Source organism: Pseudomonas sp. R32 (assembly GCF_009866705.1).
Taxonomy (GTDB): domain Bacteria; phylum Pseudomonadota; class Gammaproteobacteria; order Pseudomonadales; family Pseudomonadaceae; genus Aquipseudomonas; species Aquipseudomonas donghuensis.
In genome coordinates this window covers 4,549,008-4,575,631 of the sequence record NZ_CP019396.1, presented here as the reverse complement: position 1 = coordinate 4,575,631, position 26,624 = coordinate 4,549,008, and the positions used below count along the sequence as shown (strand labels likewise).

At 63.4% G+C, this 26,624-nt stretch carries 25 protein-coding genes; 11 read left to right on the top strand and 14 right to left on the bottom strand.

The window, feature by feature from the left end:
* Nucleotide 1: 1 nt before the first annotated feature.
* Together PspR32_RS21075 and PspR32_RS21070 are read left to right on the top strand one after the other, a co-directional pair.
* Nucleotides 2-712: a lipopolysaccharide kinase InaA family protein gene (locus tag PspR32_RS21075; protein ID WP_036996773.1), complete on the top strand. Its 711-nt coding sequence runs from the start codon at nucleotides 2-4 to the stop codon at nucleotides 710-712.
* The gene (locus PspR32_RS21070) at nucleotides 712-939 is read left to right on the top strand and encodes a hypothetical protein (RefSeq protein ID WP_026001182.1); all 228 of its coding nucleotides are present in this window, start codon (nucleotides 712-714) and stop codon (nucleotides 937-939) included. The genes PspR32_RS21075 and PspR32_RS21070 overlap by 1 nt, the downstream gene beginning before the upstream one ends.
* Nucleotides 940-1,000: 61 nt before the next feature.
* Here PspR32_RS21070 and PspR32_RS21065 read toward each other — a convergent pair whose 3' ends face one another.
* From PspR32_RS21065 to PspR32_RS21025, 9 genes are all read right to left on the bottom strand, one after another.
* Nucleotides 1,001-4,051 carry a multidrug efflux RND transporter permease subunit gene (locus PspR32_RS21065; protein WP_100782559.1) on the bottom strand — a complete coding sequence of 1,017 codons (3,051 nt, stop codon included), beginning with the start codon at nucleotides 4,049-4,051 and terminating at the stop codon, nucleotides 1,001-1,003.
* A 13-nt stretch (nucleotides 4,052-4,064) separates the two neighbouring features.
* Nucleotides 4,065-5,222, bottom strand: a complete 1,158-nt coding sequence (locus PspR32_RS21060) for an efflux RND transporter periplasmic adaptor subunit (protein ID WP_159389122.1) — start codon at nucleotides 5,220-5,222, stop codon at nucleotides 4,065-4,067.
* Between the two features lie 125 nt (nucleotides 5,223-5,347).
* Nucleotides 5,348-6,445 (bottom strand): DUF1513 domain-containing protein, encoded by a 1,098-nt coding sequence (locus PspR32_RS21055; protein ID WP_100782560.1) that lies wholly within the window; start codon nucleotides 6,443-6,445, stop codon nucleotides 5,348-5,350.
* A gap of 2 nt (nucleotides 6,446-6,447) precedes the next feature.
* A complete protein-coding gene (locus tag PspR32_RS21050; protein WP_159389121.1) occupies nucleotides 6,448-7,512 on the bottom strand; it encodes an imelysin family protein in 1,065 nt (354 codons plus the stop codon).
* A gap of 15 nt (nucleotides 7,513-7,527) precedes the next feature.
* Nucleotides 7,528-8,955 (bottom strand): di-heme oxidoreductase family protein, encoded by a 1,428-nt coding sequence (locus tag PspR32_RS21045; protein WP_010220829.1) that lies wholly within the window; start codon nucleotides 8,953-8,955, stop codon nucleotides 7,528-7,530.
* A 196-nt stretch (nucleotides 8,956-9,151) separates the two neighbouring features.
* Entirely contained in the window at nucleotides 9,152-10,486 is a 1,335-nt protein-coding gene (locus PspR32_RS21040; RefSeq protein WP_159389120.1) for an imelysin family protein, read from the bottom strand.
* Between the two features lie 148 nt (nucleotides 10,487-10,634).
* Nucleotides 10,635-12,716 carry a putative bifunctional diguanylate cyclase/phosphodiesterase gene (locus tag PspR32_RS21035; protein ID WP_374045286.1) on the bottom strand — a complete coding sequence of 694 codons (2,082 nt, stop codon included), beginning with the start codon at nucleotides 12,714-12,716 and terminating at the stop codon, nucleotides 10,635-10,637.
* 315 nt (nucleotides 12,717-13,031) lie between these two features.
* Nucleotides 13,032-13,628, bottom strand: coding sequence for a superoxide dismutase (locus tag PspR32_RS21030; RefSeq protein WP_010220832.1), 597 nt, complete (start codon nucleotides 13,626-13,628; stop codon nucleotides 13,032-13,034).
* Nucleotides 13,629-13,817: 189 nt separating this feature from the next.
* Entirely contained in the window at nucleotides 13,818-14,417 is a 600-nt protein-coding gene (locus tag PspR32_RS21025) for a LysE/ArgO family amino acid transporter (RefSeq protein ID WP_010220834.1), read from the bottom strand.
* A 121-nt stretch (nucleotides 14,418-14,538) separates the two neighbouring features.
* Between PspR32_RS21025 and PspR32_RS21020 the strand changes: the two genes are divergently transcribed.
* From PspR32_RS21020 to PspR32_RS21010, 3 genes are all read left to right on the top strand, one after another.
* A complete protein-coding gene (locus PspR32_RS21020) occupies nucleotides 14,539-15,429 on the top strand; it encodes a LysR family transcriptional regulator ArgP (RefSeq protein ID WP_036996756.1) in 891 nt (296 codons plus the stop codon).
* Between the two features lie 52 nt (nucleotides 15,430-15,481).
* The gene (locus PspR32_RS21015) at nucleotides 15,482-16,486 is read left to right on the top strand and encodes an NAD-dependent epimerase/dehydratase family protein (RefSeq protein ID WP_036996754.1); all 1,005 of its coding nucleotides are present in this window, start codon (nucleotides 15,482-15,484) and stop codon (nucleotides 16,484-16,486) included.
* 87 nt (nucleotides 16,487-16,573) lie between these two features.
* Complete coding sequence (locus tag PspR32_RS21010) at nucleotides 16,574-17,416, top strand: ATPase (RefSeq protein WP_159389119.1); 843 nt, start codon at nucleotides 16,574-16,576, stop codon at nucleotides 17,414-17,416.
* Between the two features lie 85 nt (nucleotides 17,417-17,501).
* Here PspR32_RS21010 and PspR32_RS21005 read toward each other — a convergent pair whose 3' ends face one another.
* From PspR32_RS21005 to PspR32_RS20995, 3 genes are read right to left on the bottom strand one after another with little or no spacing between them, the layout of a single operon-like run.
* Nucleotides 17,502-18,551: an alkene reductase gene (locus PspR32_RS21005; RefSeq protein WP_010220841.1), complete on the bottom strand. Its 1,050-nt coding sequence runs from the start codon at nucleotides 18,549-18,551 to the stop codon at nucleotides 17,502-17,504.
* A gap of 17 nt (nucleotides 18,552-18,568) precedes the next feature.
* Complete coding sequence (locus PspR32_RS21000) at nucleotides 18,569-19,738, bottom strand: MFS transporter (protein WP_036996752.1); 1,170 nt, start codon at nucleotides 19,736-19,738, stop codon at nucleotides 18,569-18,571.
* A 13-nt stretch (nucleotides 19,739-19,751) separates the two neighbouring features.
* Complete coding sequence (locus PspR32_RS20995; protein WP_010220843.1) at nucleotides 19,752-20,054, bottom strand: ArsR/SmtB family transcription factor; 303 nt, start codon at nucleotides 20,052-20,054, stop codon at nucleotides 19,752-19,754.
* A gap of 155 nt (nucleotides 20,055-20,209) precedes the next feature.
* On the opposite strand from PspR32_RS20995, the gene PspR32_RS20990 reads away from it, so the two are divergent.
* On the top strand, nucleotides 20,210-20,782 hold the full coding sequence (locus tag PspR32_RS20990) for an acyl carrier protein phosphodiesterase (protein WP_100782566.1): 573 nt from the start codon (nucleotides 20,210-20,212) through the stop codon (nucleotides 20,780-20,782).
* Here the strand turns inward: PspR32_RS20990 and PspR32_RS20985 are convergent.
* Both PspR32_RS20985 and olsB read right to left on the bottom strand, forming a co-directional pair.
* Nucleotides 20,779-21,564: a lysophospholipid acyltransferase family protein gene (locus PspR32_RS20985; protein WP_159389118.1), complete on the bottom strand. Its 786-nt coding sequence runs from the start codon at nucleotides 21,562-21,564 to the stop codon at nucleotides 20,779-20,781. The genes PspR32_RS20990 and PspR32_RS20985 overlap by 4 nt on opposite strands.
* Complete coding sequence (gene olsB, locus PspR32_RS20980; RefSeq protein WP_036996749.1) at nucleotides 21,564-22,319, bottom strand: L-ornithine N(alpha)-acyltransferase; 756 nt, start codon at nucleotides 22,317-22,319, stop codon at nucleotides 21,564-21,566. Before olsB ends, PspR32_RS20985 begins: the two co-directional genes overlap by 1 nt.
* 135 nt (nucleotides 22,320-22,454) lie before the next feature.
* Here olsB and PspR32_RS20975 point away from each other — a divergent pair, with 135 nt between their 5' ends.
* The 5 genes from PspR32_RS20975 to PspR32_RS20955 all read left to right on the top strand — a co-directional run bounded on the left by PspR32_RS20975 (nucleotide 22,455) and on the right by PspR32_RS20955 (nucleotide 26,561).
* On the top strand, nucleotides 22,455-23,342 hold the full coding sequence (locus tag PspR32_RS20975) for a hypothetical protein (protein ID WP_010220847.1): 888 nt from the start codon (nucleotides 22,455-22,457) through the stop codon (nucleotides 23,340-23,342).
* Between the two features lie 63 nt (nucleotides 23,343-23,405).
* Nucleotides 23,406-24,482 (top strand): serine hydrolase domain-containing protein, encoded by a 1,077-nt coding sequence (locus PspR32_RS20970; RefSeq protein ID WP_232531773.1) that lies wholly within the window; start codon nucleotides 23,406-23,408, stop codon nucleotides 24,480-24,482.
* The gene (locus PspR32_RS20965) at nucleotides 24,479-24,775 is read left to right on the top strand and encodes an amidase (RefSeq protein ID WP_010220849.1); all 297 of its coding nucleotides are present in this window, start codon (nucleotides 24,479-24,481) and stop codon (nucleotides 24,773-24,775) included. The genes PspR32_RS20970 and PspR32_RS20965 overlap by 4 nt, the downstream gene beginning before the upstream one ends.
* A 45-nt stretch (nucleotides 24,776-24,820) precedes the next feature.
* Entirely contained in the window at nucleotides 24,821-25,402 is a 582-nt protein-coding gene (locus PspR32_RS20960) for a YceI family protein (RefSeq protein WP_010220850.1), read from the top strand.
* 1 nt (nucleotide 25,403) lies between these two features.
* Nucleotides 25,404-26,561 carry a phospholipase D-like domain-containing protein gene (locus tag PspR32_RS20955; protein WP_036996748.1) on the top strand — a complete coding sequence of 386 codons (1,158 nt, stop codon included), beginning with the start codon at nucleotides 25,404-25,406 and terminating at the stop codon, nucleotides 26,559-26,561.
* The last annotated feature ends 63 nt before the right edge of the window (nucleotides 26,562-26,624 follow it).

The window sequence follows — 26,624 nt, the reverse complement described above, 5'->3', positions numbered from 1 at the left end:
AATGGGGTTTGAGCGCACAGCAGCAACGACGAACAAGGATCAGTTCGATCATTTCTGGCAGCAGCAGGGCGAATGGGTCGAGGAGCCCAATCAGCGTCGCGGCGGCGAGAGTGGTGTACAGCGACTGAGCGACGACGCTGGCCATACGTTTTATGCCAAGCGCCAGATCGGCCATATCTACCGCAGCCTGTTGCACCCCTTCGGGCGCCCTACCGTGTTGCGTGAATACGATGCCCTGAACAGCTTCGAGCAGTTGGGGGTGCGGGTGCCGCATATTGTCTATTGCGGCGTTGACCGTGATGCCGAGCATCAGTGGCGAGCCTTGCTGGTCAGCGAGGCGCTGGAAGGCTTCGAGGATATCGACAGCTGGTTCGCCGCTGGTGCCCGAGAGCGGTACCACCCGGCATTGCACGAGCGGGTGCTGGAGGACCTGGCGCAGAACCTGGCGCGGATGCACCGCGGTCATTGGCAGCATGGTTGCCTGTATGGCAAGCATGTCTTCGTCAAGGTCATTGGCCAAGGTGCCGAGGCTCGGGCTGAAGTGGCCCTGCTGGACCTCGAAAAGTGCCGCCGGCGCATCAGTTGTCAGCGTGCTGCGCTCAATGACCTTAAACAACTGCGCCGCCATTCGTCTTTCAACGACGCAGAGTGGCAAAAACTGCTCTATTTTTACCAAGGAGCGTTTGGCAGCGCTGTCAAAGGTTTAGAGTAATGAAACTAGAAATAGCCCGAGGTTTGTTTCTGGTGATTGCCTTGGCCGTGGCAACCGCTGCCGTAGCGGCGTGGGAGGAGCCTCGCCCGCAGGTTTTCAGCAAGGTCGATGCCGGTGCGCAATGCCCGTTGCCACGGGTGGTAAAACCCCAGGTCGATGCCAAGCCGGATCACGACCTGTTGTTATTGCTGTTCGGCCTGAGCCAGGGCGTACGCGCCAGCGGCTGACCCCTGTGGGAGCGGCGGTGTGACGATTCGACTTGCCCCGCGATCGATCCCCAAGCGAAGGTTATTCAGGCACCACCTCTTCGCGGGGCAAGCCCGCTTCCACGGCCAGCAGGGTATAGATGCACGGCAGCACGAACAGGGTGAACAAGGTGCCCACGGACATCCCGGTGGCGATTACCGTGCCGATGTCGAAGCGGCTGACCGCACCGGCGCCGGTGGCGAGAATCAACGGCACCATGCCAAACACCATCGCGGCGGTGGTCATCAGCACCGGGCGCAAGCGAATCGCCGCAGCTTCTTCCACTGCTTCGCGCGCACTGAGGCCTTTTTGCAGGCGCAACTGGTTGGCGAACTCGACGATCAGGATGCCGTGCTTGCTGATCAGCCCGATCAGGGTCACCAGCCCCACCTGGGTGTAGATGTTCATGCTCGAGATACCCAGGAACAGCGGAATCAACGCGCCGCAAATCGACAGCGGCACGGTTACCAGGATCACCAACGGGTCGCGGAAACTCTCGAACTGTGCCGCCAGCACCAGGAAGATGATCGCCAGGGCCAGGCCGAAGGTTACCCACAGGGCGCTGCCTTCCTGGACGAACTGACGCGCCGCGCCGCCATAGTCAAAGCCATAGCCCTCCGGGGCTTCTTCGCGGGCGATGCTGCGCACGGTATCCAGCGCCTCACCCATGCTGACCGTCGGGAAGCCCTGGATGATTACCGAGTTCAATTGCTGGAACTGGTTGAGCTGGCGCGGTCGGGCGCGGTCGCTGATGCTGATCAGGGTCGACAGCGGCAGCATCTGCCCTTGCTGGTTTTTTACGTAGTAGTTGTTCAGCCAGTCGGGGTTATCGCGGTAGGGCCGCTCGACCTGGGCGATGACCTTGTAGCTGCGCCCGTCGATGGTAAAGCGGTTGATCTCCGCTTCAGCCAGCAGCGTCGCCAGGGTACCGCCCAGGGCGTCCATCGACACGCCCATCTGCGCCGCCTTGGCCCGGTCGATATCGACCACCACCTCCGGCTTGTCGAAGGCCAGGTCGATGTCGAGGAAGGCGAATTTGCCAGAGGCCTGGGCGCGCGTCTTGACCCGCTCGGCGACCTCGAGCAGCGACGCATAGTCGTTGGCGGTGTTGATCACGAAGGCGAACGGCAGGCCTTCGCCAGTGCCTGGTAGCGAGGGCAGGTTGAAGCCGAAGATCTGCAGGCCGCTGATGCCCTCAAGCTTGGCCTGCACCAGCGGTAGCAGCTCCATCTGGGTGCGCTCGCGCTCATTCCAGGGCTTGAGCAAAAAGCCGCCGATGCCCGACTGCACGCCATTGAAGCCGTTGATCTGGAACGAAGAGTAATACTCGGGGAAGTCCTTGAAGATCGTGATGAACTCATCGGTATAGCTGTTCAGGTAGTCGAGGTTGGTCGGCTGTGGCGCGGTAGCCATCATGAAGATGACGCCCTGGTCTTCATCCGGCGCCAGTTCATTCTTGGTGAACATCAGGAACACCGGAATCAGGCACAGCACGATCAGCGCAAATACCAGCACCACCGGCCGTGTGTTGAGGGTGCCATGGAGGATTTTCTGGTAACGCTGCTTGAGCCGCTCGAACAGCACATCCAGGCGATGCGCCAGGCCCGTGGGATTCTGCTCGTGACGCAGGAGCAAGGCGCACATCATCGGTGACAGGGTCAGGGCGACGATGCCGGAGATCACCACGGCGCCGGCCAGGGTCAGGGCGAACTCCTTGAACAGCGCGCCGGTCAGCCCCTCCAGAAAGCCGATAGGGGCGTACACCGCGGCCAGGGTGATGGTCATCGACACCACCGGCATGGCGATCTCCCTGGCGCCTTCCAGGGCCGCTTCGTACGGCGATTTACCTTCTTCGATATGACGGTGGATGTTCTCCACCACGACAATGGCGTCATCGACCACCAGGCCGATGGCCAGCACCATCGCCAGCAGGGTCAGCAGGTTCAGTGAGTAGCCCATCAACTGCATGAAGAACAATACGCCGATCATCGACAGCGGAATGGTGACCACCGGGATCAGCACCGAGCGCAAGGCGCCGAGGAACAGGAAAACCACGACGATGACGATCAGCACCGCTTCGACCAGGGTTTTTACCACTTCGTTGATCGACGCCTGGATGAACAGTGTGGCGTCGTAGGCAATCGAGGACTTCAGGTTCGGCGGCAACTGGCTTTCAAGCTCGGGCATGAGCTTGCGCACCTCCTTGATCACCTCCAGCGGGTTGGCCGCCGGGGTAGCCTTGATGCCGATGTACACCGATGGCGTGCCGTCGAAGGAGCTGACCGTGTCGTAGTTCTCCGCGCCCATCTCGACCCGCGCCACATCGCCGAGCAGCACCCGGCTGTCGCCGCTGGTCTTGAGCGGGATCTTGGCGAAGGCTTCGGCGCTCTTCAGTTCAGTGGTGGCGTTGATGCTGGTGACGATGTATTCACCCTTGAGCTCGCCCGCCGCGGAAAGGAAGTTGTAGCCGCGCACCGCCTGGGTCACGTCATTGGCGCTCAGGCCGTAGCCTGCCAGCTTCACCGGGTCGATCCACAGGCGCATGGCGAACAGCTGGTTGCCGAGGATCTCGGCCTCGGCCATGCCGGGCAGGGTCGCAAGCTTGGGCTGGATCACCCGTGACAGGTAATCGGTGATTTGCGGGTTGCTCAGCTCGCTGCTGTAGAAGCTGATGTACATCAGCGCCGAGGCGTCGGCGGCTTCCTTGCTCAGCACCGGGTCTTCGGCATCCTGGGGCAGCTTGTTCTTGACCTCGTTGGCCTTGGCCAGCAGCTCGGTGAACAGACGGTCGCTGTCTGAACCGATGCGTGCATAGATCGAGATCACCGAGAAGTTCTGCCGGCTCACCGAGGTCATGTAATCGATGCCTTCGGCGCTGGCCAGGCTCTGCTGCAGCGGTTGGGTGATGTAGCCCTGGATGGTCTCGGCGTTGGCCCCGGGGTAGGCGGTGGTCACCGTGATCAGGGCGTTTTCCATCTGCGGATATTGGCGGATCGGTAACTTGCTCCAGGCCTGGAAGCCCAGCAGCACGATCAGCAGGCTGACCACGCTGGCCAGCACCGGGCGGCGGATGAACGGATCGGTAAAGGCCATGGCGGTTCCTTGATCAGTTGCTGCGCGGCTGGCGGGTGGGGGCTTGCAGGGTCTTGTCCGGGCTGATGCTGATCGGCGCGCCCTGGGTGAGTTTCAGTTGGCCGGCGGTGACCACCGTTTCACCGGCCTTGAGCCCTTTGCTGATCACCACCAGGCCATCGCGGCGTTCACCGGTTTCCACAAAACGGCGCTCGGCGATCAGTGTCGCCTGGCCTTCGGGGGTGGCCTGTGGCTTGGCGTCCTCGGCCTTCTCGGGCTTTTTCGCCACGGCGACGTACACCGAGTTGCCGTAGAGCGTATAGGTGACCGCGCTTTCCGGCACCACCACCTGTAGCTGCGGATCGGGCAGCAGCACCTGCAGGCTGGTGAACATGCCGGGCAGCAGCTTGCCGTCGGGGTTGGCCAGGGTGGCGCGGACCTGCACGTTGCGGGTGCTGTCCTCAACCTTGGGGTTGATGGCGCTGAGGGTGCCGGGGAAGTTCTCCTGTGGGTAGGCGGCGACGTTGACCAGCACCTGCTGGCCAATGCTCAGCTTGGGAATCGACTGCTCGGGGACAAAGAAGTCGACGTAGAGGCTGCTCAGGTCCTGCAGGGTCGCGATGACTGTGCCGCTGGCCAGGTAGTCGCCGACGTCCACCTGGCGGATGCCGATGGTGCCGCTGAACGGTGCGTTGATGCTCTTTTTCGCCAGTGCGGCCTTGAGTTGTTCGACCACCGCCTTGGTGCGCTTGAACTGTGCGCTCAAGCGATCGAACTCGCCCTTGGAAATGGCCTGGCTGCCGACCAGCTGGCTGCCGCGGCTGTAATCGACCTGGGCCAGGCCCAGGTCGGCCAGGGCGGTACCCAGCAGCGCGGTTTCGACATCACTGTCCAGTTGCAGCAACAGCTGGCCCTTGCTGACCTTCTGCCCGGACTCGAACTGCAGGGCCTTGACCGTGCCGGCGATCTCCAGGCTCAGGTCGACCCCTTGCAGGGCCTTGAGGCTGCCCACTGCCGGCAAGCGGTTCTGCCAGGCGCGTTCGCTGGCCTCGGTCGCCGCCACGTTGATCGGTGGCTTGGGGGCCGCGAACATCTGGATCTGCTGATAGATGGCAAAGGCTTTGTAGCCCCCCAGGATCAGCACGAGCAGCAGGACAACACCCAACATGATCAGCATGCGGCGGCGCAGCATAGTCCAGTTCCTTGGAGACGAATTGTGGTTCGCTTGGCACGACGACGGGCGTCCCTGCCCACGTGCGATGTAGCCGAATATTACTCTGTTGACCGGGCCTGGGAAGCCTGTGTTCCCGGCTATTTTCAGGCCAGGTGCAGGTGGTTGTCCCAGAGCCCCGAGGGCAGTTGCAGCGGCTGGCCGATCAGCTCGTTTTTACGGCAGTCGTACAGGCGGCAACGGCCCTGTCCGGAGGTCACGACAAAACCGTCGGCCACGGCGCCGACGCCGGCGCAATCGGGCATCGGGGCGTCCAGGCGTACCTGGGCGCTGTCCAGGTCCCAGATGAACAAGCGGTTGGCCCGTGGTGCGGTCAGCGCCACCAGGCGCAGCTCATTGTGAACAGCGACGCTGGCGGTGTAGTGGGCCATCGACTGCAACTGCTGCTCGGGCACCGGGAAGGCTTCGAATGCCTGGCCCGGACGTTTGATCGCCAGCAGTTCGGCCGTCTCGTGGCTGGCGCCCATGAACTGTTGGCCGGCGACGATGGTGCCGTCGGCGGCAATCGCCAGGTGGCGCACACTGTTCATCTGCTGGCCGAGTACCTCTTTGCTCAGCAGGGTACCGTCGCGCTGCATCAGCACCAGGCTTGGCTGCATGGCATCGAGGTTCATCTCCACCCGGCTTTCGGCCTCGGTGCGGATACCGCCGTTGGCCACCACCAGGGTCTCGCCGTCGGGCATCCACGACACCTGGTGCGGGCCGATGCCGTGGGTCGGGATTTCACCGCTGTGCTGCAGACGTTCGCCGTCGAACCGATACACCCCGAGCACGCCACGACCGGGGTCGGTGGTGTCGTTCTCGGTGGCATACAGCCATTCACCGCTCTTGTGGATCACCGCGTGGCCGTAGAAGTGCCGGTTCGGCTGCGAGGTGATGGTCTGCAGCAAGCGGCCATCGCGCAGGTCGATCAGGTAGCTCTCGGTGCCGGGGCGGCGGGCGACGAACAGGGCAATCGGCTGCTCGGGGTGGTTGATGATGTCGTGGCAACGCTGGCCCACCTGGGTGGCGAATACCTGGGTACCGTCCAGGCGGTAGCCGACGGCATAGTGCTTGCCGTCGCCATCGTCACGCGCCGAGAGCAGCAGCGGGGCGCTGCTCTTGTTGCGAAACAGGGCCCAGCCGCCGAGGGTGAGGGCGCTGAGCACAACGCTACCGAGTTTGAGAGCCTGGCGTCGCAACATGATCAGTCACCGTCGTTGGCATTGAAGCCCAGCTGGATGCCCAACGCCTTGGCCAGCTCGCCTTCGTGCAGGCGGTGGACGACGTTGAGGCTGTCGTAAATGGCATTCAGTTGCTGGCGACCGGCTTCGTCGTCGAGCAACTCACCCAGGGTTTTCTGGTTGCTGGCCAGCAGCTTGATCGCATTGGCGTAGGCGGCGTCGATCTTGTCGGCCAGGGCCTGCTGATCCTTGCCCAGCAGGCCACGCAGGCCTTTGTTGTCGACCCCGACCCAGACGGTCTGGGCCGCGTTCAGGCTGGCTTCCAGGCTTTTCAGCGAGGAGTGGCTGCGCCAGGCTTCGGCCTGCAGCGGCTGCGGGATGCCCTTGCTCAAGCGGCCCATCGGCGCGCCGAGCTTTTTCTTCAGGGTGTCCAGGGCGGTGACCTGGGCGCGCAGCAGGTCGGCAATGGCTTCGTGGGAGTCGGCATAGCGCTGGTTGGGGAACTTGGTCATCTGCGCCAGCATGCCATCGGTGCTGTTCCAGCCTTTGAGGATTTCTTCGGCCAGGGTCTTCTGGTGTTCGCCGATGGCCACCAGCAGCGGGCAGTAACGGGCTTTCTGTTCGGCGTTGGCGGCGTCCGGCTTGCTGTCGAAGAGGATGTACTCGTAAGCCGACAGGCCGCGCACGACGACACTGGATTTGCCCAGGGTTTCGGCATCGACCGGCGTGTCGCCATTGATCAGTTGCTCGACCTGACGACCGACCAGGTTCTTCTTGTCGGGCCAGAACTGCACCTGCCAGGCGCGGTTGCCTTCCGCCAGCGGGCCAATCAACAGCGGCTGCAGCTCGGCCCAGGCTTTTTGCGCATGGAGGAAGTCGGCGCGGGCAGTGGCCAGGTCCGCCTTGCCTTCACAGAAAGCCAGGGCACTGACGGCCAGTTGGCGGTCGGCTTCGACCCAGCGGCTGTAGGTCGGCAGGATCACCTGTTGGGCGATCGCCGCCGAGGTCAGCGCTTGCGGGTCTTGCGGCGAGCAGGCGCCGAGGGCGAGGGCGGCAAGGCTGGTGAACAACAGTTTGGGACGGAACATGCCCGGCTCCTTTGCTTAAAGTGAATTCAGAAAGGCCAGCAACGCGGCGCGCTGCTCGGCATTGAAGGTCAGTACGTGCTGCTTGGCCGCCTCGGCCTCGCCGCCGTGCCAGAGCACGGCTTCGAGCAGGTCGCGGGCGCGGCCATCATGAAGAAACTGGGTGTGACCGCTGACGGTCTGGTTCAAACCGATGCCCCACAGCGGCGGGGTGCGCCAGTCCTGGCCGCTGGCGGCGAACTCGGTGCGGTTATCCGCCAGGCCCGGGCCCATGTCGTGCAGCAGCAGGTCGCTGTAGGGGCGGATCAGTTGGCTGGCCAGCTCCGGCTCGGCGGCGTCGCTGGCGGTGGTGAACTGTGGCGTGTGGCAGCGTTGGCAACCGGCCTGGTGGAACAGGTTCTTGCCGGCCAGGACCTGGGTTGAATCGACGTCCTTGCGCACCGGCACCGCCAGGTTACGGGTGTAGAACAGCACCAGGCGCAGGATGTTGTCGCTGACTTCCTGCTCGCCATTGGCGCCGTTACCGTTGGCGGCGTTGAGGCAGTCGGTTTGCGCCGGGGTGCAATCGTCCATCGGCCGCAGGCTGGTGGTCAGGCCCATGTCACCGGAAAAGGCGTGGACATTCTGCTGATTGAGGTTTGGCTGCCCGGCCTTCCAGCCAAAGCGGCCGACTACGGTCTGGCCCAGGGCATCGTCCCAGACCCGGTTGGCGCGGCCACGGATGCCATCGCCATTAACGTCATCGGGGTCGGCGTTGGCCAGGATTGCCGCCTCTGGGATGGCTTCGAGCAGGCCCAGGCCGATCATCGGCGGGGCGACCCGGGCGGAGAAACGGGTGTCCGGGTGCATCGGGCCGTAGCCCAGCTGGCTGATCTGCAACCGCGGCGTGCGCAGCTCCACGTGCGTACCGTCCTTGAAGGTTACGGTGTGCGCATCGTATTCAACGCGCACCTTGCCTTCGGGGGCGACACCGGGCACTGCCATGTCCTGCAACTGACCGCCATACACAGGCTCCGGGACGATGCCCAGTTGCTCGATGACCTTGGCGTACTGTGGTTGGTCAGGGATCGACAGGCGCACCAGCATCGACACCGAGTTGGCCGCGTTGGGCCCGGGCGGATGGCCGCGACCGTCCTTGATGTGGCAGTTCTGGCAGGCATTGGTATTGAACAGCGGGCCCAGGCCGTCGCGGGCAGTGGTGGTTGACGGCGCAATCACCCAGGGGCTGCGGAAAAAGCTGTTGCCGACGCTGAAGTCCAGGCGCCGGCTCGGCGGCAGGTTGGCCGAAGGCATGGAGTAGGCGTTCTGGTCGCGCTTGTTCACCGTGGCCTTGCCACCGGCCAGCGCCTCACCGGGCTCGGCCTGGGTGAAATGCGGGGCATCGTCGCAACCGGCCAGGAACAGGGCCAGAAGCAGGGGGCTGAGGCGGGAAAGCAACGAGGACATCAATAATCCTGGGGCTTGGGCAAAAAACCGGCGTGCAAGCTTAGCAGGCTCAGGGAAATTGAATAAGAGGGATTTGCGTTTGCTGGATGAAATCTATCGCGGGGCAAGCCCGCTCCTACAGTGGGAGCGGGCTTGCCCCGCGATAATGCGCATAAAAAAGACGACCCGAAGGTCGCCTTTGTTAACCGCTACTGAATCAGAACTCGTGATCAGCGCTGTCTGGCGCCAGGTTGGCAATCCCCAGCTTGCTTGCGGCCTGTTCGATCGCATCGGTCTGTTTGACCAGGGCGGCGATGGCGTCACGCACGATCTGGTTGCCGGCAGCGTTGTCGGCCGCGATCAGCTGGTCGTAGTGCTCGCCTTTGGCGGCGTGGTCGACCATGACCTGGATCTTGGCTTCGGTCGCTTCCAGGTCGGCCTTGAGGGTGGTGTCGGTAGCCGCGTCGACCTTGGCCACCAGCGACGACAGGCTTGGCCCAGTCAGCTTGGTGCCGTCGGTGCGGGTGTATTCGCCCAGGTAGACGTTGCGGATGCCCTTGGCGTCGTAGAAGTGCGAGTAGTGGGTGTTGTCGCTGAAGCAGTCCTGCTCGTCTTCAGGCGAGTTGGCTTCCAGGGAAACTTTCATGCGCTCGCCAGCCAGTTCGCCCAGCGACAGGCTGCCCATGCCGAACAGCATCTTGCGCAGGCCGTCGTTGACAGGCTCGGCTTCGAGGGTGGCGCGGTAGTTGGTGGCGACGTTCGGCGCCCAGTTGCCGACCATTTCTTCGAGGTCATTGACCAGCAGTTGGGTCACGGCTTTCAGGTAGGCGCGACGGCGTTCGTTGTGGCCGCCGGTAGCGCCCTTGCCTTCCAGGTAGTCGGAGGCAGGGCGGGCGCCAGCGCCTGGGCCGGTGCCATTCAGGTCCTGGCCCCAGAGCAGGAATTCGATGGCGTGGTAGCCGGTGGCGACGTTGGCTTCGGAGCCGCCCAGCTCGTTCAGGCTGGCCAGTTTCTCCGGGGTGATGTCCTTGACGTCGATCTTGTCTTCGCCGACCTGCACTTGCAGGTTGGCGATGATGTTGGCGGTCGCGCCAGGGTTGCCCAGGGCGTGCTCGTAGCTCTTATCGACGTAATCGATCAGGCCTTCGTCCAGCGGCCAGGCGTTCACCTGACCTTCCCAGTCGTCGATGATGGTGTTGCCGAAGCGGAACACTTCACTCTGCAGGTACGGCACGCGTGCGGCGACCCAGGCGGCCTTGGCGGCGTTCAGGGTTTCGTCGTTGGGCTTGGCGAGGAAGGCGTCGATGGCGGTTTGCAGGGTCTTGGCGGTGCTCAGCGAGTCGCTGTAGACGGCATGGACCATGTCGGCGTAATGCTTGACCACGGCCTTGGCCGCTGCCTCGTCAACGGCGCCAGCAGGTGCGGCAGCCGAGGTGGTGGCGGCCGGAGCTTGCGGTGCGGCGGCCTTGTCCTTGTCCTTGCTGTCGCCGCAACCGGCGAGAGAGATGGCAATGGCCAACAGACTGGCGGTGGCCAGAGGCATACGAATCATGGCGAATTCCTGCGTCGAGAGGTTGGACAAGCGTACCGGGGCACGCAAAACTGCAACATAATGCGAAAGATTTGCATTTTGTGTAAAGGGGCAGTCACGTAAATATTCAAATGCGTGTTTTTGTCACTTCTGGCGATGCGGACGGGGGTTACAGAATCGAAACCTGGTTGCGCTGCGCCTGTTTCAGGAACGCGGTCAACTCCCGGGCTGGCAGTGGTTTGCTGTAGTGATAGCCCTGACCTTCATGGCAACCCTGGGCAATGATGTAGGCCTCCTGTTCAGCCGTCTCCACGCCCTCGGCGATCACCTGCATGCCCAGGCTCTTGCCCAGCTGAATGATGGCGCGAACGATGGTGGCATCGTCGTCGTCATCGAGCAGGTCCTGGACGAAGCTCTTGTCGATCTTGATCTTGTCCAGCGGCAGCGATTTCAGGTAGCTGAGCGAGGAGTAGCCGGTACCGAAGTCGTCAATGGCGATCAGCGCCCCGGAGCGGCGCAGGCTCAGCAGGTGCTGGGCGGCGGTGCTGATGTCTTCCATCAGGCCGGTTTCGGTGACCTCCAGCTCCAGGCTGCGCGGTGGCAGGCGGTAGATCTGCAGCAGGTTGTTGACCACCCGCGGCAGCTCGTTGTGGTGCAGTTGCACGGTCGACAGGTTGACCGCCATGCGCAGTTCGCTGAAGCCCTGGTCATGCCAGTCGCGCAGTTGCCGGCAGGCCTGGTCGAGTACCCACTCGCCGATGGTGATGATGTTGCCGTTCTGCTCGGCCAGAGGGATGAACTGGTCGGGCGGGACCATGCCCAGCTCCGGATGCTGCCAGCGCAGCAGCGCCTCGACGCCGACCACGCGGTGGTCGCGGTAGCTGATCTGCGGTTGATAGACCAGAAACAGCTGGTTGCGCGGCAGGGCTTCGCGCAGGTCTTTTTCCAGCTCGCGACGGCGGCGCATCTCGCTGTCGACGCTGGCGATGTAGAACTGGTAGCGGTTGCGTGAGCGGGCCTTGGCCAGGGTCATGGTCTGCTCGGCTTTTTGCAGCAGCTTCTCGGTGCTGTCGCCGTCTTCGGGGAACAGGGTGATGCCGATGGTGGCGCGCAGGCGGATTTCCTGATGGTCGAGCGCGAACGGCGCCTCGAGGTCATCGAGAATGCTCTGAGCCAGTTCTGCCGCTTCGTAGGGCTGCTCGATATCGGCCTGGACCAGGGCGAACTGGTCGCCACCCAGGCGTGCCAGGGCGCCAAGCCGGCCACTGTGGGCGCGCAGGCGATCGGCCAGGGCCAGCAGCAACTGGTCGCCGGCCTGGTAGCTGAATTGCTCGTTGATGCTCTTGAAGTCATCCAGGCCGACACACAGCACTGCCACCCGGCGTTGCAGGCGACCGGCGTCGATCAGGATCTTGTCCAGTTGCTGCTGTAATTGCTGGCGATTGGGCAGGCCGGTGAGAAAGTCGTATTGGGCCATGCGCAGCAGGCTGTTCTCGGCCTCGTGACGCAGGTGGGTGTTGCGCTCGATCGACGCCAGCAATTGGTTGGCGGTATTGACCCACAAGCCCAGCTCGTTCTTTTCGTGGCCCTTGATCAGCGGCAACTGATGCTGGCTGGGGCGGTCGGGGTTGATCTGGGTGAGGTGCTCGATGATCTTCGACAGCGGCTTGGTCAGCATCCAGTGATAGACCAGGTACAGCACCAGGCCCATGGCCAGGGCGCGCAGCACACCGGAAATGAAGATGATCACCGAACTGACCAGAAAGCCCTCGCCATAGGACGCGGTGTCGAGGGTGATGCTCAGGTCGCCGTAATATTCGCTGTAGGGGCCACGGCCGACCAGCTGGGTGGTGAAGCTGCGTTCCTGGCCGAGAATCAGGTCGGTCAACCAGCGGCTGGAGACTTCCTGCAGCGGACGGGATTTTTCCGCCAGCATGGTTTCATTGGGATGGCCGATGGCGGCCATGCGCACGGACTCGTCCTGGAACAAGCCCTCCATGACCTGCATGCCCATTTCCTTGTCCAGGCTGTACACCGCCTGGGTTGAAGGATCACGGAACATGTCGAGGATCCGTTGGGCGTCATTGGCGACGGCCTGGCGGGTCTTGTAGGCATCGAAGACGATCTGCGCACAACTGAGAACTACACCGACGACCAACGCCGAGAGCAGTACTACCCTGAGCAACTTGACCGATAAGCTGTTCTTGAGTTCCAGCTTCAATGGGGTTTCCTTAATCCATGCGCATGGCATCATTTTGCCATCAAACTTGGCAATCCACTATCGGCCGTCAACAGGACTTCTCCAGCTCCGTGAGGGTGCATTTTTGCCCCTGGAGCAGGTTGGGTGCCTGCCGTCACTGTATCGGTTGCCCGGCCTTGCGACTTTAATCCGTGGGAAAGAGTTTCCCAACGTTTGATGTTAGCGTGCTCTGCGTGCGCGGCAAGATGCACGGCGCGGGAATAGGATGAAAAATGTTGCAGCATCGGCGCCCATAAAAAAGCCCACCGCTAGGGTGGGCTTCTCGGTCGCTCGATACCGGATCACGCGTATCGATCAGCAGCCGTCTCAGGCAGTGAAGGTCTTGCCTTCGAACTGCTCGGCAACGAACTTCCAGTTGACCAGGTTCCAGAACGCCTCGACGTACTTCGGACGCAGGTTGCGGTAGTCGATGTAGTAGGCGTGTTCCCAGACGTCGCAGGTCAGCAGCGGGGTATCGCCGCTGGTCAGCGGGTTGCCGGCGCCGATGGTGCTGGCCAGGGCCAGGGAACCGTCGGCTTTTTTCACCAGCCAGCCCCAACCGGAACCGAAGGTGCCGACCGACGTCTTGGTGAACTCTTCCTTGAACTTGTCGAAGGAGCCGAACGCGGCGTTGATGGCTTCAGCCAGGGCGCCGGTTGGTTGGCCGCCGGCGTTTGGCGCCAGGCAGTTCCAGTAGAAGGTGTGGTTCCAGACCTGAGCGGCGTTGTTGAAGATACCGCCCGAGGAGGTCTTGACGATCTCTTCCAGGGTCTTGCCTTCGAACTCGGTGCCAGGCACCAGGTTGTTCAGGTTCACGACATAGGTGTTGTGGTGCTTGTCGTGGTGGTATTCCAGGGTTTCCTTGGAAATGTGCGGCTGCAGGGCGTCGTGGGCGTAAGGCAGCGGCGGCAATTCAAAAGCCATGGTGATTCTCCTAATCAGGTCTGTTGCGGTGAGCGCAAGGCCGATCACGGGCGGCCGGTGTGCGTCGGCGAGTCTGTACTCTTTGCGACGCAAGGGCTGGATCATAGCACCGGGCCCGGTGCTTAACCACGCAACAAGTGTACGGGAAAGAGGTTCCAGAGCCTTTGCCGGTGCCGGACGAGCGGCGCCTCAGGTAAAGATCAGCTGCGCCGCCACGGCAAACATCATCACCGCCACCATCAGGTCGAGCAGCCGCCAGGTCCCTGGCCGCGCCAGCCACGGGGCCAGCCAGGCGGCGCCCAGGGCCAGGGTGAAGAACCACAGCAGCGAGGCGCTGGCGGCGCCGGCCACGTAGGCGCCGGGCACGGTTTGCTGGGCGCCCAGTGAGCCGATCAGCAACACGGTGTCGAGGTACACATGCGGGTTGAGCAAGGTCACCGCCAGGGCACTGAGCAGCACTGCCCGGCGCGAGCGCAGGCCCTGGCCTTCGCCTTGCTGCAGGCTTTGTTGCGAGCAGGCCCGCAACAAAGCCTTGCCGCCGTACCAGAGCAGAAATACTGCACCGCCCCAGCGTGCCACGGCCAGCAGGGTCGGGTTCTGCGCCAGTACCGTGGCCAGGCCGAACACTCCGGCCGCCACCAGGATGGCGTCGCAGACCACGCACAGCGCCGCCACCGGCAGGTGATGTTCACGGCGCAGGCTTTGCGCCAGGACAAAGGCGTTTTGCGTGCCGATCGCCATGATCAGGCCGAAGGCGACCAGCAGGCCGTTCAGGTAGCTTTGCCACATAGGGAGGACTCCACGGACGCCCGCAGGGCGCGGGCGCAAATACAAAGAAGATGCTGGCCATTGTGGGGATGTCATCTGTATAAGAAAAACAAATAAAGCTGATCAGGCATTAGGAAAAATAATGTTCGATTACAAACTGCTTTCTGCCCTCGCTGCCGTCATCGAGCAGGCCGGTTTCGAGCGTGCCGCCCAGGTGCTGGGCCTGTCGCAGTCGGCGATTTCCCAGCGCATCAAGTTGCTTGAAGCGCGGGTCGGCCAGCCGGTGCTGGTGCGCGCCAACCCGCCAAGCCCCACCGATGTTGGCCGGCGCTTGCTCAACCATGTGCAGCAGGTGCGCCTGCTTGAACGCGACCTGCAGAGCCAGGTGCCGGCGCTGGACGAGGAGGGTATGCCGGAGCGTTTGCGCATTGCCCTGAACGCCGACAGCCTGGCGACCTGGTGGGCCGCTGCGGCGGGTGAGTTCTGCGCTGACCAGCAGGTGCTGCTGGACCTGGTGGTGGAAGACCAGGAAGTCGGCCTCAAGCGCATGCGAGCCGGTGAAGTGGCCGCCTGCCTGTGCGGCAGCGAACGGCCGGTGGCGGGCGCCCGCAGCCTGTTGCTTGGTGCTATGCGCTACCGTGCCCTGGCCAGCCCGGCGTTCATGGCCCGCTACTTTCCTTCGGGCTTTGATGCCGGCCGTTTGTCGCGTACCCCGGCGCTGGTGTTCGGGCCGGATGATTTTCTCCAGCACCGTTACCTGGCGTCCCTGGGTATTGAGGACGGTTTCCTGCATCACCTGTGTCCGTCGTCCGAGGGCTTTTTGCGCATGACCGAAGCGGGCCTGGGCTGGGGGCTGGTGCCGGAACTGCAGGTACGCGACCAACTGGCCAGCGGGCGTCTGGTAGAAATATCGGCGGATAAACCCATCGACGTGCCCTTGTACTGGCATCATTGGCGCAATGGCGGGCAGTTGCTTGGCCAACTGACGGAACACCTGCGCCTCACGGCCGGGCAATGGCTGGTGCCCTTGTAGGCACGGGCGGCGTCAGCAGTATCTGAAAAACCTGTTTTAGGCGGAGTGCTACATGCGAATTCTGGTCACCGGCGCGAGCGGCTTCATCGGCGGGCGCTTTGCGCGCTTTGCCTTGGAGCAGGGCTTTGACGTTCGGGTCAACGGCCGCCGCGCCGAAGGCGTCGAGCACCTGGTGCGACGCGGCGCGCAGTTCATCCCGGGTGACCTCAACGACCCGGACCTGGCCCGGCGCCTGTGCCAGGGCGTCGAAGCCGTGGTGCATTGCGCGGGTGCCGTGGGCAACTGGGGGCGCTATCAGGATTTCTACCAGGGCAACGTGGTGGTGACTGAAAACGTGGTGGAAGCATGCCTTAAAGAGCATGTGCGGCGGCTGGTGCACTTGTCTTCGCCGTCGATCTGTTTCAATGGCCGCTCGCAGTTGGGCATCACTGAAGAGCAGGTGCCGCGGCGCTTCCATAACCATTACGGGGCAACCAAGCACCTGGCCGAGCAGAAGGTCTTCGGCGCTCAGGAGTTCGGCCTCGAAGTGCTGGCCCTGCGTCCACATTTTGTCACTGGCGCTGGCGACGTGAGCATCTTCCCGCGCTTGTTGCAGATGCAGCGCAAGCGGCGTTTGGCAATCATCGGCAATGGTTTGAACAAGGTCGACTTCACCAGCGTGCAGAACCTCAACGAGGCGTTGGTCAGTGCCTTGCTCGCCGACGAGGCCGCGCTGGGCCAGGCCTACAACATCAGCAATGGCCACCCGTTGCCATTGTGGGATGTGGTCAATTATGTAATGCGACAAATGCACCTGCCGCAGGTCACCCGTTACCGTTCCTACGGCCTGGCCTACAGCCTTGCGGCCTTGAACGAAGGTGCCTGCCTGCTCTGGCCTGGCCGTCCGCAACCGACCCTGTCGCGCTTGGGCACGCAGGTGATGAGCAAGGACTTCACGCTCGACATCAGCCGCGCCCGGCAGTTGCTTGATTACCGCCCCAGCGTCAGCCTGTGGTCGGCACTGGATGAGTTCTGTGGCTGGTGGAAAGCCCAGGACCTTCCGTCCGGCAAGGACTGAACCGGACCAGGGCTTTGCGGTCGATCAGTGCGCTGATCAGGCTTTATACTACTGACCATTTGCTATCACCGTGGTTGAAGGGATCCCATGCGTAACGATGCTCCAGATGATTTCGATAACGTGCCGACCTTGAGTGCCGGTAGCCGTGATGACGATGATTTCGTCCCGGTAGCGGGTGTGCGTCGTGGCGGGCCGGCAGCTTCGCGTGCTCAGCCCAAGGCCGCGAGCAGCGGCCCGTTGTGGGCATTGCTCGGCGCCTCGTTCATTGCTCTGGCTGGCCTTGGCTGGTGGAGCTTCCAACAGATTTCCCTGATGGAGCAGCAACTGGTTGCCACCCAGGAGAGTTTCGCCCGCATCAGTGAAGACGCGGCGGGACGCCTGCAGGCGATCAGCGGCAAGGTTGCGGCCAGCGAGACCAGTGTCAGCACCGACAGCGAAGCCCTGAAGCTGCAGATCAGGCAGCTGCAGGCGAGCCTGGCCGAGCAGGGCAAGCAACAGCAGGGTGTGGCCGGGCAGACCGGCGATCTGGGCAAGCGACTGGAGCAGGTGTTGGCTCAGGCCAGCGAGCAGCAGGCGGCCAATGCCAAGTTGCAGGAGCAGTTGCAGGCACAGCTCAAGCGGGTAAATGACGAGTTGGCGGCATTGAAGACGGCCCAGGTCGATGGCGGCAAGCTCGATGGTGAGCTCAAGAGCCTGAGCGCAGATGTGGCGACGCTGAAGAAACAGGGCAACCCGGCGGCGGCGATCCAGCGCCTGGAGCAGGACCTGATCGTGCTCAAGAGCGAACAGGAGAACCGCCCGGCGCCTGTGGCCAGTGGCGGTGCGTCAACGGCGGAGTTCGATGCGTTTCGTGGCCAGGTGACTCGAAACATCAATACCTTGCAAAGCCAGGTGCAGAACCTGCAACAGCAGATCAATACCCGGCCTTGAGGGCCTCATCGCGGGGCAAGCCCGCTCCCACAGAGATCACCACTGTTCCTGTGGGAGCGGGCTTGCCCCGCGATGCGTTCAGCACCTACATCCGCGGATAATCGATGTAACCCACCGGCCCCTTGGCGTAGAAGGTCTCCGGGTGCGGCTCGTTCAGCGGTGCATCGGCTGCCAGGCGGGCCGGCAGGTCCGGGTTGGCAATGAACGGAATACCGAAGGCCACCGCATCGGCTTTACCACTGGCCAGCGAAGCGTTGGCGCTGGTCTTGGTGAAGCGCTCGTTGACGATGTACGGGCCGCCAAAAGCCTGCTTGATCAGCGCGCCAATGCTGTCGTCGGCTTCTTTCTCTCGCGAGCAGATAAAGGCAATGCCGCGCTTGCCCAGTTCCCGGGCAACATAAGTAAAGGTTTCGGCACGGTTGGCATCGCCCATGTCATGGGAATCGGCCCGTGGCGCCAGGTGCACGCCGACCCGTTGTGCGCCCCAGACGTCGATCACGGCGTCGGTCACTTCCAGCAGCAGCCGTGCGCGGTTTTCCAGCGAACCACCGTACTGGTCGTTGCGCTGGTTGGTGCTGCTCTGCAGGAACTGGTCGATCAGGTAACCATTCGCCGCATGCACTTCGACGCCGTCGAAACCGGCCGCCTTGGCGTTCTCGGCACCAGTGCGGTAGGCCTCGACGATATCGGCGATTTCTGCGCTTTCCAGTGCCCGTGGCGTCGGGTAGTCGGCCAGTGGGCGCACCAGGCTGACATGGCCTTTGGGCTGGATTGCACTCGGTGCCACCGGGGTTTCGCCGTTGAGGTAGCTCGGGTGCGAGATGCGTCCCACATGCCACAGCTGCAGGAAGATCCGCCCGCCGGCGCCATGCACCGCCTTGGTGACGTTGGTCCAGCCGCGCACCTGATCGTTGGACCAGATCCCCGGGGTGTCCGGGTAGCCGACGCCCATGGGCGTTACCGAAGTGGCTTCGCTGAGGATCAGCCCGGCACTGGCCCGTTGTACGTAGTACTCGGCCATCAGCGCGTTGGGTACCCGGCCTTCATCGGCGCGGCAGCGGGTCAGCGGGGCCATGATGATGCGGTTCGGCAGTTTGAGGTCGCCGAGGGTGATCGGATCGAAAAGAGTCGTCATAAATACCTCAAGGCCTATCAGTGAGTGGCAGGTGCCAGTTCGGCTTTGTTACCGCCCTGGCTGAAAGTGATCAGGGTGACGATCAACGCCAGCACCGCCAGCGCTGCGGCGGCCAGGGGCACGCGGGTCAGGCCCAGGCCCTGGGCGATGACAGTGCCGCCAACCCAGGCGCCCAGGGCATTGCCCAGGTTGAAAGCGCCGATGTTCAGGGTCGAGACCAGGTTCGGGGCGGCCTTGCCGAAGGTCACCACGTTGACCTGCAGGGCGGGGACCGCGGCAAAGGCTGCAGTGGCCCAGAGGAACAGGGTGATTTCTGCCGGGATCAGGGCGACGCTGGTCCAGCTCAATACGGTGGAGACCACCGCCATGCTGGCGAACACGCCGACCAGGGTGGCGCCCAGGCGTTTGTCGGCGAGCTTGCCGCCGAGGATGTTGCCCAGGGTCAGGCCCAGGCCGATCAGCAGCAGGGTCCAGGTCACGCCCCGTGGCGAAACGCCGGTGACGTCTCCGAGCAGCGGTGCGACATAGGTGAACAGGGCGAACATCGAGGCCGAGAACAGTACGGTCATCGACAGCGACAGCCAGATGCCGGCGCCTTTGAGCGCGGCAAGTTCGGCGCGCATGTCGAGAGCCTCTTCGTCATGCCGGAACGGCAGGAAGCGGATCAGACCGATCAGTGCGACGACGCCGATCACCGTCACTGCCCAGAAGGTCGAGCGCCAGCCGTATTCCTGGCCCAGCGCGGTACCCAGCGGCACACCCAGCACGTTCGCCAGGGTCAGGCCGGTGAACATCAAGGCGACCGCCGAAGCACGGCGGTTGGCCGGCACCAGGCTGGCGGCCACCACCGAACCGATACCGAAGAAAGCACCATGGCACAGGGCGGTCACCACCCGGGCGAACATCAGCAGGTTGTAGTCGCTGGCCACCGCACATAGCAGGTTGCCGACGATGAACACGCCCATCAGTGCGATCAGCGCCGCTTTACGTGGCAGGCGCGAGGTGGCCAGGGCCATGAACGGCGCACCGATGGCCACGCCCAGGGCGTAGCCGGTGACCAGCCAGCCGGCACCGGGAATCGATACACCCAGGTCTGCCGCCACATCCGGCAACAGACCCATGATGACGAACTCGGTGGTACCGATGGCGAAGGCGCTGAGCGCCAGGATTATCAGCGAAAGGGGCATTGCAAGGTCCTTGTCAGAGCTCTTGGCTCATCTGCTTGAGGAACGCCTGGATGGTGTCCTCGTTGCGTTTGAAAAAATGCCATTGGCCAATCTTCTGGCTGCTGATCAGGCCGGCGCGCTGCAAGGTCGCCAGGTGGGCGGAGACGGTCGACTGCGACAGGCCGCAGCGTTGATCGATCTGCCCGGCACACACACCGTGTTCGGTGCTGTGGTGCTGGTCGGGAAACTGCGCGTCGGGGTCCTTCAGCCAGTTGAGGATTTCTCGCCGTACTGGGTGGGCCAGGGCTTTTATTATTTCGTCGAGATCGAGAGGCATGGTTGGGCTCGTGGTGTGTGTAGCGGTATATCGCGATGAGGCGAAATATAAATCGGTATTTCGCGATATACAAATATGATGTGGTTCTGAGCTCAGCGTAAATCGCTATATCGGGTTATAACGATATAGATGGCGGGGTGCTAGAATCCCAGTCCATGAACTACCTCGCACACCTTCACCTCGGCGGTCAGCAGCCCGAGCAATTGCTCGGCAGCCTTTATGGCGATTTTGTCAAAGGGCCGCTGCAGGGGCGCTTCGCCCCGTCACTGGAGGCAGCGATCCGCCTGCACCGGCAGATCGACGTCTACACCGACAGCCATCCACTGGTGCTGGCGGCGCTGGCGCGTTTCCCGCAGCAGCGGCGGCGTTATGCCGGGATCATCCTCGATGTGTTTTTCGACCATTGCCTGGCCTTGCACTGGCAGGATTATGCCGAGCAGCCGCTGGGCCAGTTCACTGACCGCGTGTACCGCGTGCTTGCCGCCGAGCCGGCCTTGCCCGGGCGCCTGGCGCAAATCGCGCCGTACATGGTCGCCGATGACTGGTTGGGGTCTTACCGCGAATTCTCGGTGCTCGAACAGGTGTTTCGCGGCATTGCCCGGCGCCTGTCGCGGCCCGAAGGCATGGACGGCGCGCTGGAGGAGGTGGCCGCGCTGTACCAGCCGTTGCTGGATGACTTTCGCAATTTCTACCCAGAGCTGCAGCGCTTCGCCAAGGGCAATACCTAGGCGGCCCTGGCCCGGCGTTGTGGCTGGGCAAGCGGCTCGCTAGCGAACAGTGTCTGCTGGATTGCCTGCTGGGCCTTGAACGCCAGGGCGGCGCGTTCTTCGCCGGCGCTGGCAATTGGCGCGAGCAGATGGATCTCGACCTCGGCGCAGTCATTGCTGAACAGGCGCAGCAGGTGCGAGAGCAGATCATCGTCACCAATAAACGGCGCGATCGAATCGGCTTGTCCACTGCGCAGGTAGCGCAGGGCTACCGGCTGCAGCGGTGTCTGCGTGTCGATGGCGCTGGCCAGCAGGCGGCCGTGAAAGGTGCGCAGGCTGCGCCCGTCAGTGGTGGTGCCTTCGGGGAAGATCAGCAGCGGGCAATCCTGTTGCAGGTGCTGGCTGATCTGTTTGCGCAGCAGTTGGCTGTCGTTGCCGCCACGCCGGATGAACAGGGTACCGGCCTTGTGTGCCAGCCAGCCGGCCACCGGCCAGGTACGCACTTCGGCCTTGGACAAAAACGACAGCGGTGCAAGCATGCCCAGCAAAGGAATATCCGTCCAGGACACGTGGTTGCTGACCCACAGCATCGGCTGGCGTGGCAGTTGGCCCACCACTCGCACCTTGAACGGCAGGGCATTGCTCAGTTTGCCCATGAACAGTTGCGACCAACGCTGGCGGCGCTCGGTCGAGGCCGGCACGCGCAGGCGTTCATAAAGGCTGAACAGGGCTGCCATGGCCAGGCCGAACAGCACCACCAGCAGCACCCGGGCTACGCGTGCATAGACGCGCAGGCGCTGCATCAGACCGCCGCCTTGAAGTGACGGGCATAACGCGGGCACAGTTCGTCGCGCTTGAGCAGGATGAACACGTCGGCGACCTGGAAGTCTTCGTCCCAGCATGGTTCGCCACAGATCTTCGCCCCCAGGCGCATGTAGGCCTTGAGCAGCGGCGGCATTTCGGCGATGACGTTGTTCGGCAGGGCCAGGCTCGGCAGTGGCTTCTTCGGTTCGGCGCGCAGGTGCTCGGTGCACAGGTAGCGTTCGCGCAGGCGCTGCATGATCGCGTGGGCCTGTACACCGCCGTCCTGCATGGGAATGCTGGCGCAGCCCATCAGGTAGCTGTAGCGGCCTTCGTTGAGCACTTCGGCCAGCTCCGCCCAGAGCACGGCGATGGTGCCGCCGTTGCGGTAGGCCGGGTCGACACAGGTGCGGCCCAGCTCGAGGATCGGCCCTTGCAGGTGGCCGAGGCCGTGCAGGCTGAATTCCTCTTCGCTGTAGAAGCGCCCCAGGCTGCTGGCCGCCTGATGATCGAGCAGGCGGGTGGTGGCGACCAGGCGCCCGCTAGTGAGATCGCGCACGCCGATGTGGCGGCAATGAATGTCGTAGTCATCCATGTCCAGGCCCAGTTCGGCGCCTTTGAGTTTGGCCTTGAATTCACCGCTGAATACGCTGAAACGAAGGGCCTGTGCTTCCTGCAGGGCTGCCGGGCCGACCAGGCGTTCGGCTTGCAGACGGCGTTCAGTGCTGTTGTCGCCAGAGCGAGCGATCCGAGTCATTGCGTGTCTCCATAAGCCAGCCATGGGGTTGCGGCCGGTCGACTTTGTTGTGCAAGCTCAGCCTAGGTAGATGCGGTGTCACCCCCGTGAATGTTTGGTGATGCTTGTATGACAGCCCCCTCAAGGAGCGCTTCGATGGCCTGGCTGCAACGACTCAACGATCGACACAGACAACCCCTTGCGGCCACGCTGGCCGATACCTATTCCAGCCTGCTGGCACGCCTGGGTGCGGTTAGCCCGTTCGACCTGGCGGTGCTCGGTGGGCGGGCGATGAGCACCCCGGGCCTGGCCTTCCTGGTCGGCTACCAGGCGGCGCTGCGGGTGCTGTGGCCCAGTGCGCCGCAGAGCCTTGGTGCCCTGTGCGCCAGTGAGCGGCGCAGCGTGCGCCCGGCGGACATGCAGGTGCGTCTGGATGATTTGCGCCTGAGCGGCAGCAAGGACTTTGTCACTGCCGGGCTCGATGCCGAGTGGCTGCTGGTGGCGGCGCGCTGCGAAGCGCAGGGGCAGCCAGTAGAACTGAGCCTGGCGGTGGTCTACGCCGGTGAACCGGGCGTGCGCCTCGAATCGCTGCCGGCCTTGCCGTTGATGCCGGAAGTCGGCCATGCCCGCCTGCATCTGCAAGGAGCGTTGTGCGAGCGCTTGGCGGGGGACGGCTGGGATGCCTACGTCAAACCCTTCCGCTCGCTGGAAGATCTTTATGTGCTCAGTGCCCTGTGTGCCTGGCTCTATGGCGTCGGCCAGGAAACGGGCTGGCCGCAAAACCTGCAATTGCGCCTGATCAGTCTGCTCGGCGCGTGCGCTGAAAGCACTCGCCAGTGCGCCGACACCTCGGCCAGCCATTTGCTGCTGGGCGGTCTGTTTGCCCAGTTCAACAGCTTGAAAGATGAACTCAATCAGGCACTGCTGGCAAGCCCAGGCGAGTGGGCAAGCCTGTGGCAACGCGATCAGGGCCTGCTGGAGATCGCCAGTGCGGCCCGCGCCAAACGCCTGGCCAAGGCCTGGGCCGCCGCCGGATTGTCATGAAACGCTGGCAGGCTGGGCGAACCCTGGCCTTGAGTAAGCGGCATGCGCAACGCGGTGTGGTGGATGCTGGCTGTTTTCGCCTTCAGCAAGGCCGTTTCGGCCGAGGAGTACTGGCCAGTACCTGATTGGACGGTGGCGAACGATGCCAACCGAAGCGCCTGGCAGGCGGTTGAACGCTATGCCTTCGCCCCACGCGATGACCAGCAACGTCAGGGCGTGCGCAGCGACGCGCTGCTGGTGATCGCCGACGGGCGCATTGTCTATGAGCACTATGCCGCGCCCAGCACCGCTAAAACCGCGCACCTGACCTGGTCGATCAGCAAGAGCGTGCTGGCGACCCTGCTGGGCGTCGCCCACGCCGAGGGCCGCTTTGACCTGCAGGATCCGGTTGCGCGTTTCTACGCGCCGATGCGTGCCCACCCCCACGTGCGCATCCAAGATCTGCTGCACTGGGCCAGCGGCCTGGACTGGCAGGAAAATTACGAATACGCGCCGCTCAAGTCCTCGGTAGTGGCCATGCTCTACACTCGCGGGCGCGGCGATATGGCCGGCTACACGGCGGCCAGGCCCGAGGCGGCCAGCCCTGGGCAACGCTTTCTCTATTCCAGCGGTGACAGTAACGTGCTGGCGGCGGCCTTGCGCGGCATGGTCGGCGATGCGGGATATGCGCAGTACCCCTGGCACGCCTTGTTTGAACCGCTGGGGATTGCCAGTGCAGTCTGGGAGCGTGACGCCAGTGCCACCTTGGTGGGTTCTTCCTATCTGTACATGAGTGCTCGCGACCTGGCGCGCGTTGGCCTGTTGATGCTGCGCGAAGGTCGTTGGCAAACGCGACAATTGCTGTCCAGCGCTTGGGTCGACTTCAATCGCCAGCCGTTCCTGCAAGCCACGGCCCAACCCGGTGAAGCCAACCCGGGCGGGCACTGGTGGCTTAATCAACCTTTGCCCGGCAGCCCGCCACCCTGGCCGGATGCGCCAGCTGACACGTATGCGGCCCTGGGGCATTGGGGCCAGGCACTGTATGTGCTGCCGGCGCGCAAGCTGCTGATCGTTCGCTACGCCGATGACCGCGACGCCAGCTTTGCCCATAACGAGTTGCTCAAGCGGGTACTGGCAGCAGTCGACAAGGTGCGGCCATGACGCGCGTGTTGCTGGTACTGGCGCTGCTGGCCGGCGGTTGGGCCTGGTACGAACGCCAGGCGCTGGCGGATTTCCCCGGCATCCTCAGTGCCTACTCGGCCAAGGAGTACTGTTCGTGCCGCTATGTCATGAATTTCGACGAACATTATTGTCGGGGCTATGTGCGCCAATACCTGCCGTTGAGTCGCCTGGATGAAGACGCGCAGCAGCGGCTGGTCAGCGCTGCCGGCCTGGGGGTCGAGAATCGTGCGCAGTGGCAGGGCCCGCGCGAGGGCTGTCGCTTGCTGCCGTGAAGGCAGCCGGGTAAGGTTGACGACCATTGTGTTACAGGATTTCACATGTTCAGTCTGTCGCGTCTTCTGCTTGCCCTGCTGGTCGTTCTCAGTCTCCCTGCCCAGGCCAACTGGCACCTGGACGGCGAATCGTCACGCCTGTCATTTGTCTCCAGCAAGAACGGTGACACCGCTGAGGTGCATCGTTTCCTCGTTCTGCATGGCAAGGTCGATCGCAAGGGCGCCGCCGAGCTGCAGGTCGAGATGGACTCCAACAACAGCGGCGTGCCGCTGCGTGACGAACGCATGCGCAAGGAACTGTTCGAGTTTGCCAAGTTCCCCGAAGCCAAGGTCAGCGCGCAGATCGACCTGCGCCCGATCAACGACCTGGCCAATGGCGCCCAGGTGGAACTGCGCCTGCCGCTGACTGTCAGCCTGCATGGCAAGCAGCACAACTACAGCGCCCTGCTGCTGGCCACCCGCCTGGATGACCGGCGCTTTCAGGTGGTGACCCTGGAACCGTTGATGTTGCGCGCCGATGATTTCGATCTGCTCCCCGGCCTTGCCACCTTGCGCAAGCTGGCCGGGCTCAAGTCCATCAGCCCGTCGGTGCCGGTGGCCGCGGTGCTGATCTTCACGGCGCGTTGAGATGGCCGGACCGGTCTTTCCCTGGCGCGATGGCAATCAGTTCGAGCTATTGATCGACGGTCCGCAGTTTTTCCCGCGCATGCTCACCGCAATCGTGCGCGCCGAGTATCAGGTGGATCTGGAACTGTACCTGGTCGAAGCCGGCGCTTGCGCCGAAACCATGGTCCAGGCCTTGGTGCAGGCCGCCGAGCGCGGCGTGCAGGTGCGTTGCCTGTTCGATGATTATGGTTCGCTGGCCTTCACCTTGAGCCTGCGCCAGCGCCTGTTGGCTGCGGGTGTGGAGCTGCGCTGGTACAACCGCCTGCGCTGGCGTCGTGGCTTTCGCAACCTGTATCGCGATCATCGCAAGCTGCTGCTGGTCGACCAGAAGTGGGCGGTGGTGGGCGGTACTGGCGTCACTGACCAGTTCTGGACGCCAACCGAAGACGTCAGCGAATGGCACGAAGTGATGGTGCAGATGCAGGGCCCGCTGGTGGCCGACTGGCAGATGCTGTTCGACCGCCAGTGGCGCGCCAACCTGCGCCGTACCGCCTGGCGGCCGCCGACGCACTTTGGCCTGCCACGTTTGCCGCGAGTGCCGGTGAGTGGTGCGGGCATGGGCCGGGTGGCCTATGCCGACGCCCGCCAGCACCGGGATATCCTGCAGTCGCTGGTGCGCGCCCTGAACAGCGGCCAGCGGCGCATCTGGCTGGCCACGCCGTATTTCTTGCCGACCTGGAAGGTCCGCCGCTCTCTGCGCCGCGCGGCCTCCCGGGGTGTCGATGTACGTTTGCTGCTGACCGGGCCGCGAACCGATCACCCGTCGGTGCGTTATGCCGGCCATCGCTATTACCCGCGGCTGTTGCGCGCCGGGGTGAAAATTTTCGAATACCAGCCGTGTTTCCTGCACCTGAAAATGGTGTTGGTGGATGACTGGGTCAGCATCGGCTCGTGCAACTTCGATCACTGGAACCTGCGCTTCAACCTTGAGGCCAATGTCGAAGCCATTGACCCACCCCTGACCGCCGACGTGGCGGCGAGCTTTGAGCGCGACTTTGCCCGGAGCCTGACTATCGACCTGGCCCACTGGCATGCGCGGCCGTTGTGGAAGCGCGTGCAGCAACGCTTGTGGGGCTGGCTCGACCGGCTGGTGGTCAACCTGCTCGACCGGCGTGATTGAGCCTGTCGCACGTTGGCGGTCTATGGTGTCTTTATCTTTCCACCGCACTTGAAGGAGTTGATG

Coding starts and splice junctions, on each gene's coding strand:
- PspR32_RS20990 (WP_100782566.1), top strand. CDS start 20,210: ATGAACTACCTCGCACACCTTCACCTCGGCGGTCAGCAGCCCGAGCAA.
- PspR32_RS21055 (WP_100782560.1), bottom strand. CDS start 6,445: ATGTTGCGACGCCAGGCTCTCAAACTCGGTAGCGTTGTGCTCAGCGCC.
- PspR32_RS21005 (WP_010220841.1), bottom strand. CDS start 18,551: ATGACGACTCTTTTCGATCCGATCACCCTCGGCGACCTCAAACTGCCG.
- PspR32_RS21040 (WP_159389120.1), bottom strand. CDS start 10,486: ATGATTCGTATGCCTCTGGCCACCGCCAGTCTGTTGGCCATTGCCATC.
- PspR32_RS20985 (WP_159389118.1), bottom strand. CDS start 21,564: ATGCAGCGCCTGCGCGTCTATGCACGCGTAGCCCGGGTGCTGCTGGTG.
- PspR32_RS21075 (WP_036996773.1), top strand. CDS start 2: ATGGGGTTTGAGCGCACAGCAGCAACGACGAACAAGGATCAGTTCGAT.
- PspR32_RS20965 (WP_010220849.1), top strand. CDS start 24,479: ATGACGCGCGTGTTGCTGGTACTGGCGCTGCTGGCCGGCGGTTGGGCC.
- PspR32_RS21060 (WP_159389122.1), bottom strand. CDS start 5,222: ATGCTGCGCCGCCGCATGCTGATCATGTTGGGTGTTGTCCTGCTGCTC.
- PspR32_RS21045 (WP_010220829.1), bottom strand. CDS start 8,955: ATGTCCTCGTTGCTTTCCCGCCTCAGCCCCCTGCTTCTGGCCCTGTTC.
- PspR32_RS21035 (WP_374045286.1), bottom strand. CDS start 12,716: ATGCCATGCGCATGGATTAAGGAAACCCCATTGAAGCTGGAACTCAAG.
- PspR32_RS20975 (WP_010220847.1), top strand. CDS start 22,455: ATGGCCTGGCTGCAACGACTCAACGATCGACACAGACAACCCCTTGCG.
- PspR32_RS20995 (WP_010220843.1), bottom strand. CDS start 20,054: ATGCCTCTCGATCTCGACGAAATAATAAAAGCCCTGGCCCACCCAGTA.
- PspR32_RS21025 (WP_010220834.1), bottom strand. CDS start 14,417: ATGTGGCAAAGCTACCTGAACGGCCTGCTGGTCGCCTTCGGCCTGATC.
- PspR32_RS21010 (WP_159389119.1), top strand. CDS start 16,574: ATGCGTAACGATGCTCCAGATGATTTCGATAACGTGCCGACCTTGAGT.
- PspR32_RS21020 (WP_036996756.1), top strand. CDS start 14,539: ATGTTCGATTACAAACTGCTTTCTGCCCTCGCTGCCGTCATCGAGCAG.
- PspR32_RS21050 (WP_159389121.1), bottom strand. CDS start 7,512: ATGTTCCGTCCCAAACTGTTGTTCACCAGCCTTGCCGCCCTCGCCCTC.
- PspR32_RS21070 (WP_026001182.1), top strand. CDS start 712: ATGAAACTAGAAATAGCCCGAGGTTTGTTTCTGGTGATTGCCTTGGCC.
- PspR32_RS20970 (WP_232531773.1), top strand. CDS start 23,406: ATGCTGGCTGTTTTCGCCTTCAGCAAGGCCGTTTCGGCCGAGGAGTAC.
- olsB (WP_036996749.1), bottom strand. CDS start 22,319: ATGACTCGGATCGCTCGCTCTGGCGACAACAGCACTGAACGCCGTCTG.
- PspR32_RS20960 (WP_010220850.1), top strand. CDS start 24,821: ATGTTCAGTCTGTCGCGTCTTCTGCTTGCCCTGCTGGTCGTTCTCAGT.
- PspR32_RS21030 (WP_010220832.1), bottom strand. CDS start 13,628: ATGGCTTTTGAATTGCCGCCGCTGCCTTACGCCCACGACGCCCTGCAG.
- PspR32_RS20955 (WP_036996748.1), top strand. CDS start 25,404: ATGGCCGGACCGGTCTTTCCCTGGCGCGATGGCAATCAGTTCGAGCTA.
- PspR32_RS21000 (WP_036996752.1), bottom strand. CDS start 19,738: ATGCCCCTTTCGCTGATAATCCTGGCGCTCAGCGCCTTCGCCATCGGT.
- PspR32_RS21065 (WP_100782559.1), bottom strand. CDS start 4,051: ATGGCCTTTACCGATCCGTTCATCCGCCGCCCGGTGCTGGCCAGCGTG.
- PspR32_RS21015 (WP_036996754.1), top strand. CDS start 15,482: ATGCGAATTCTGGTCACCGGCGCGAGCGGCTTCATCGGCGGGCGCTTT.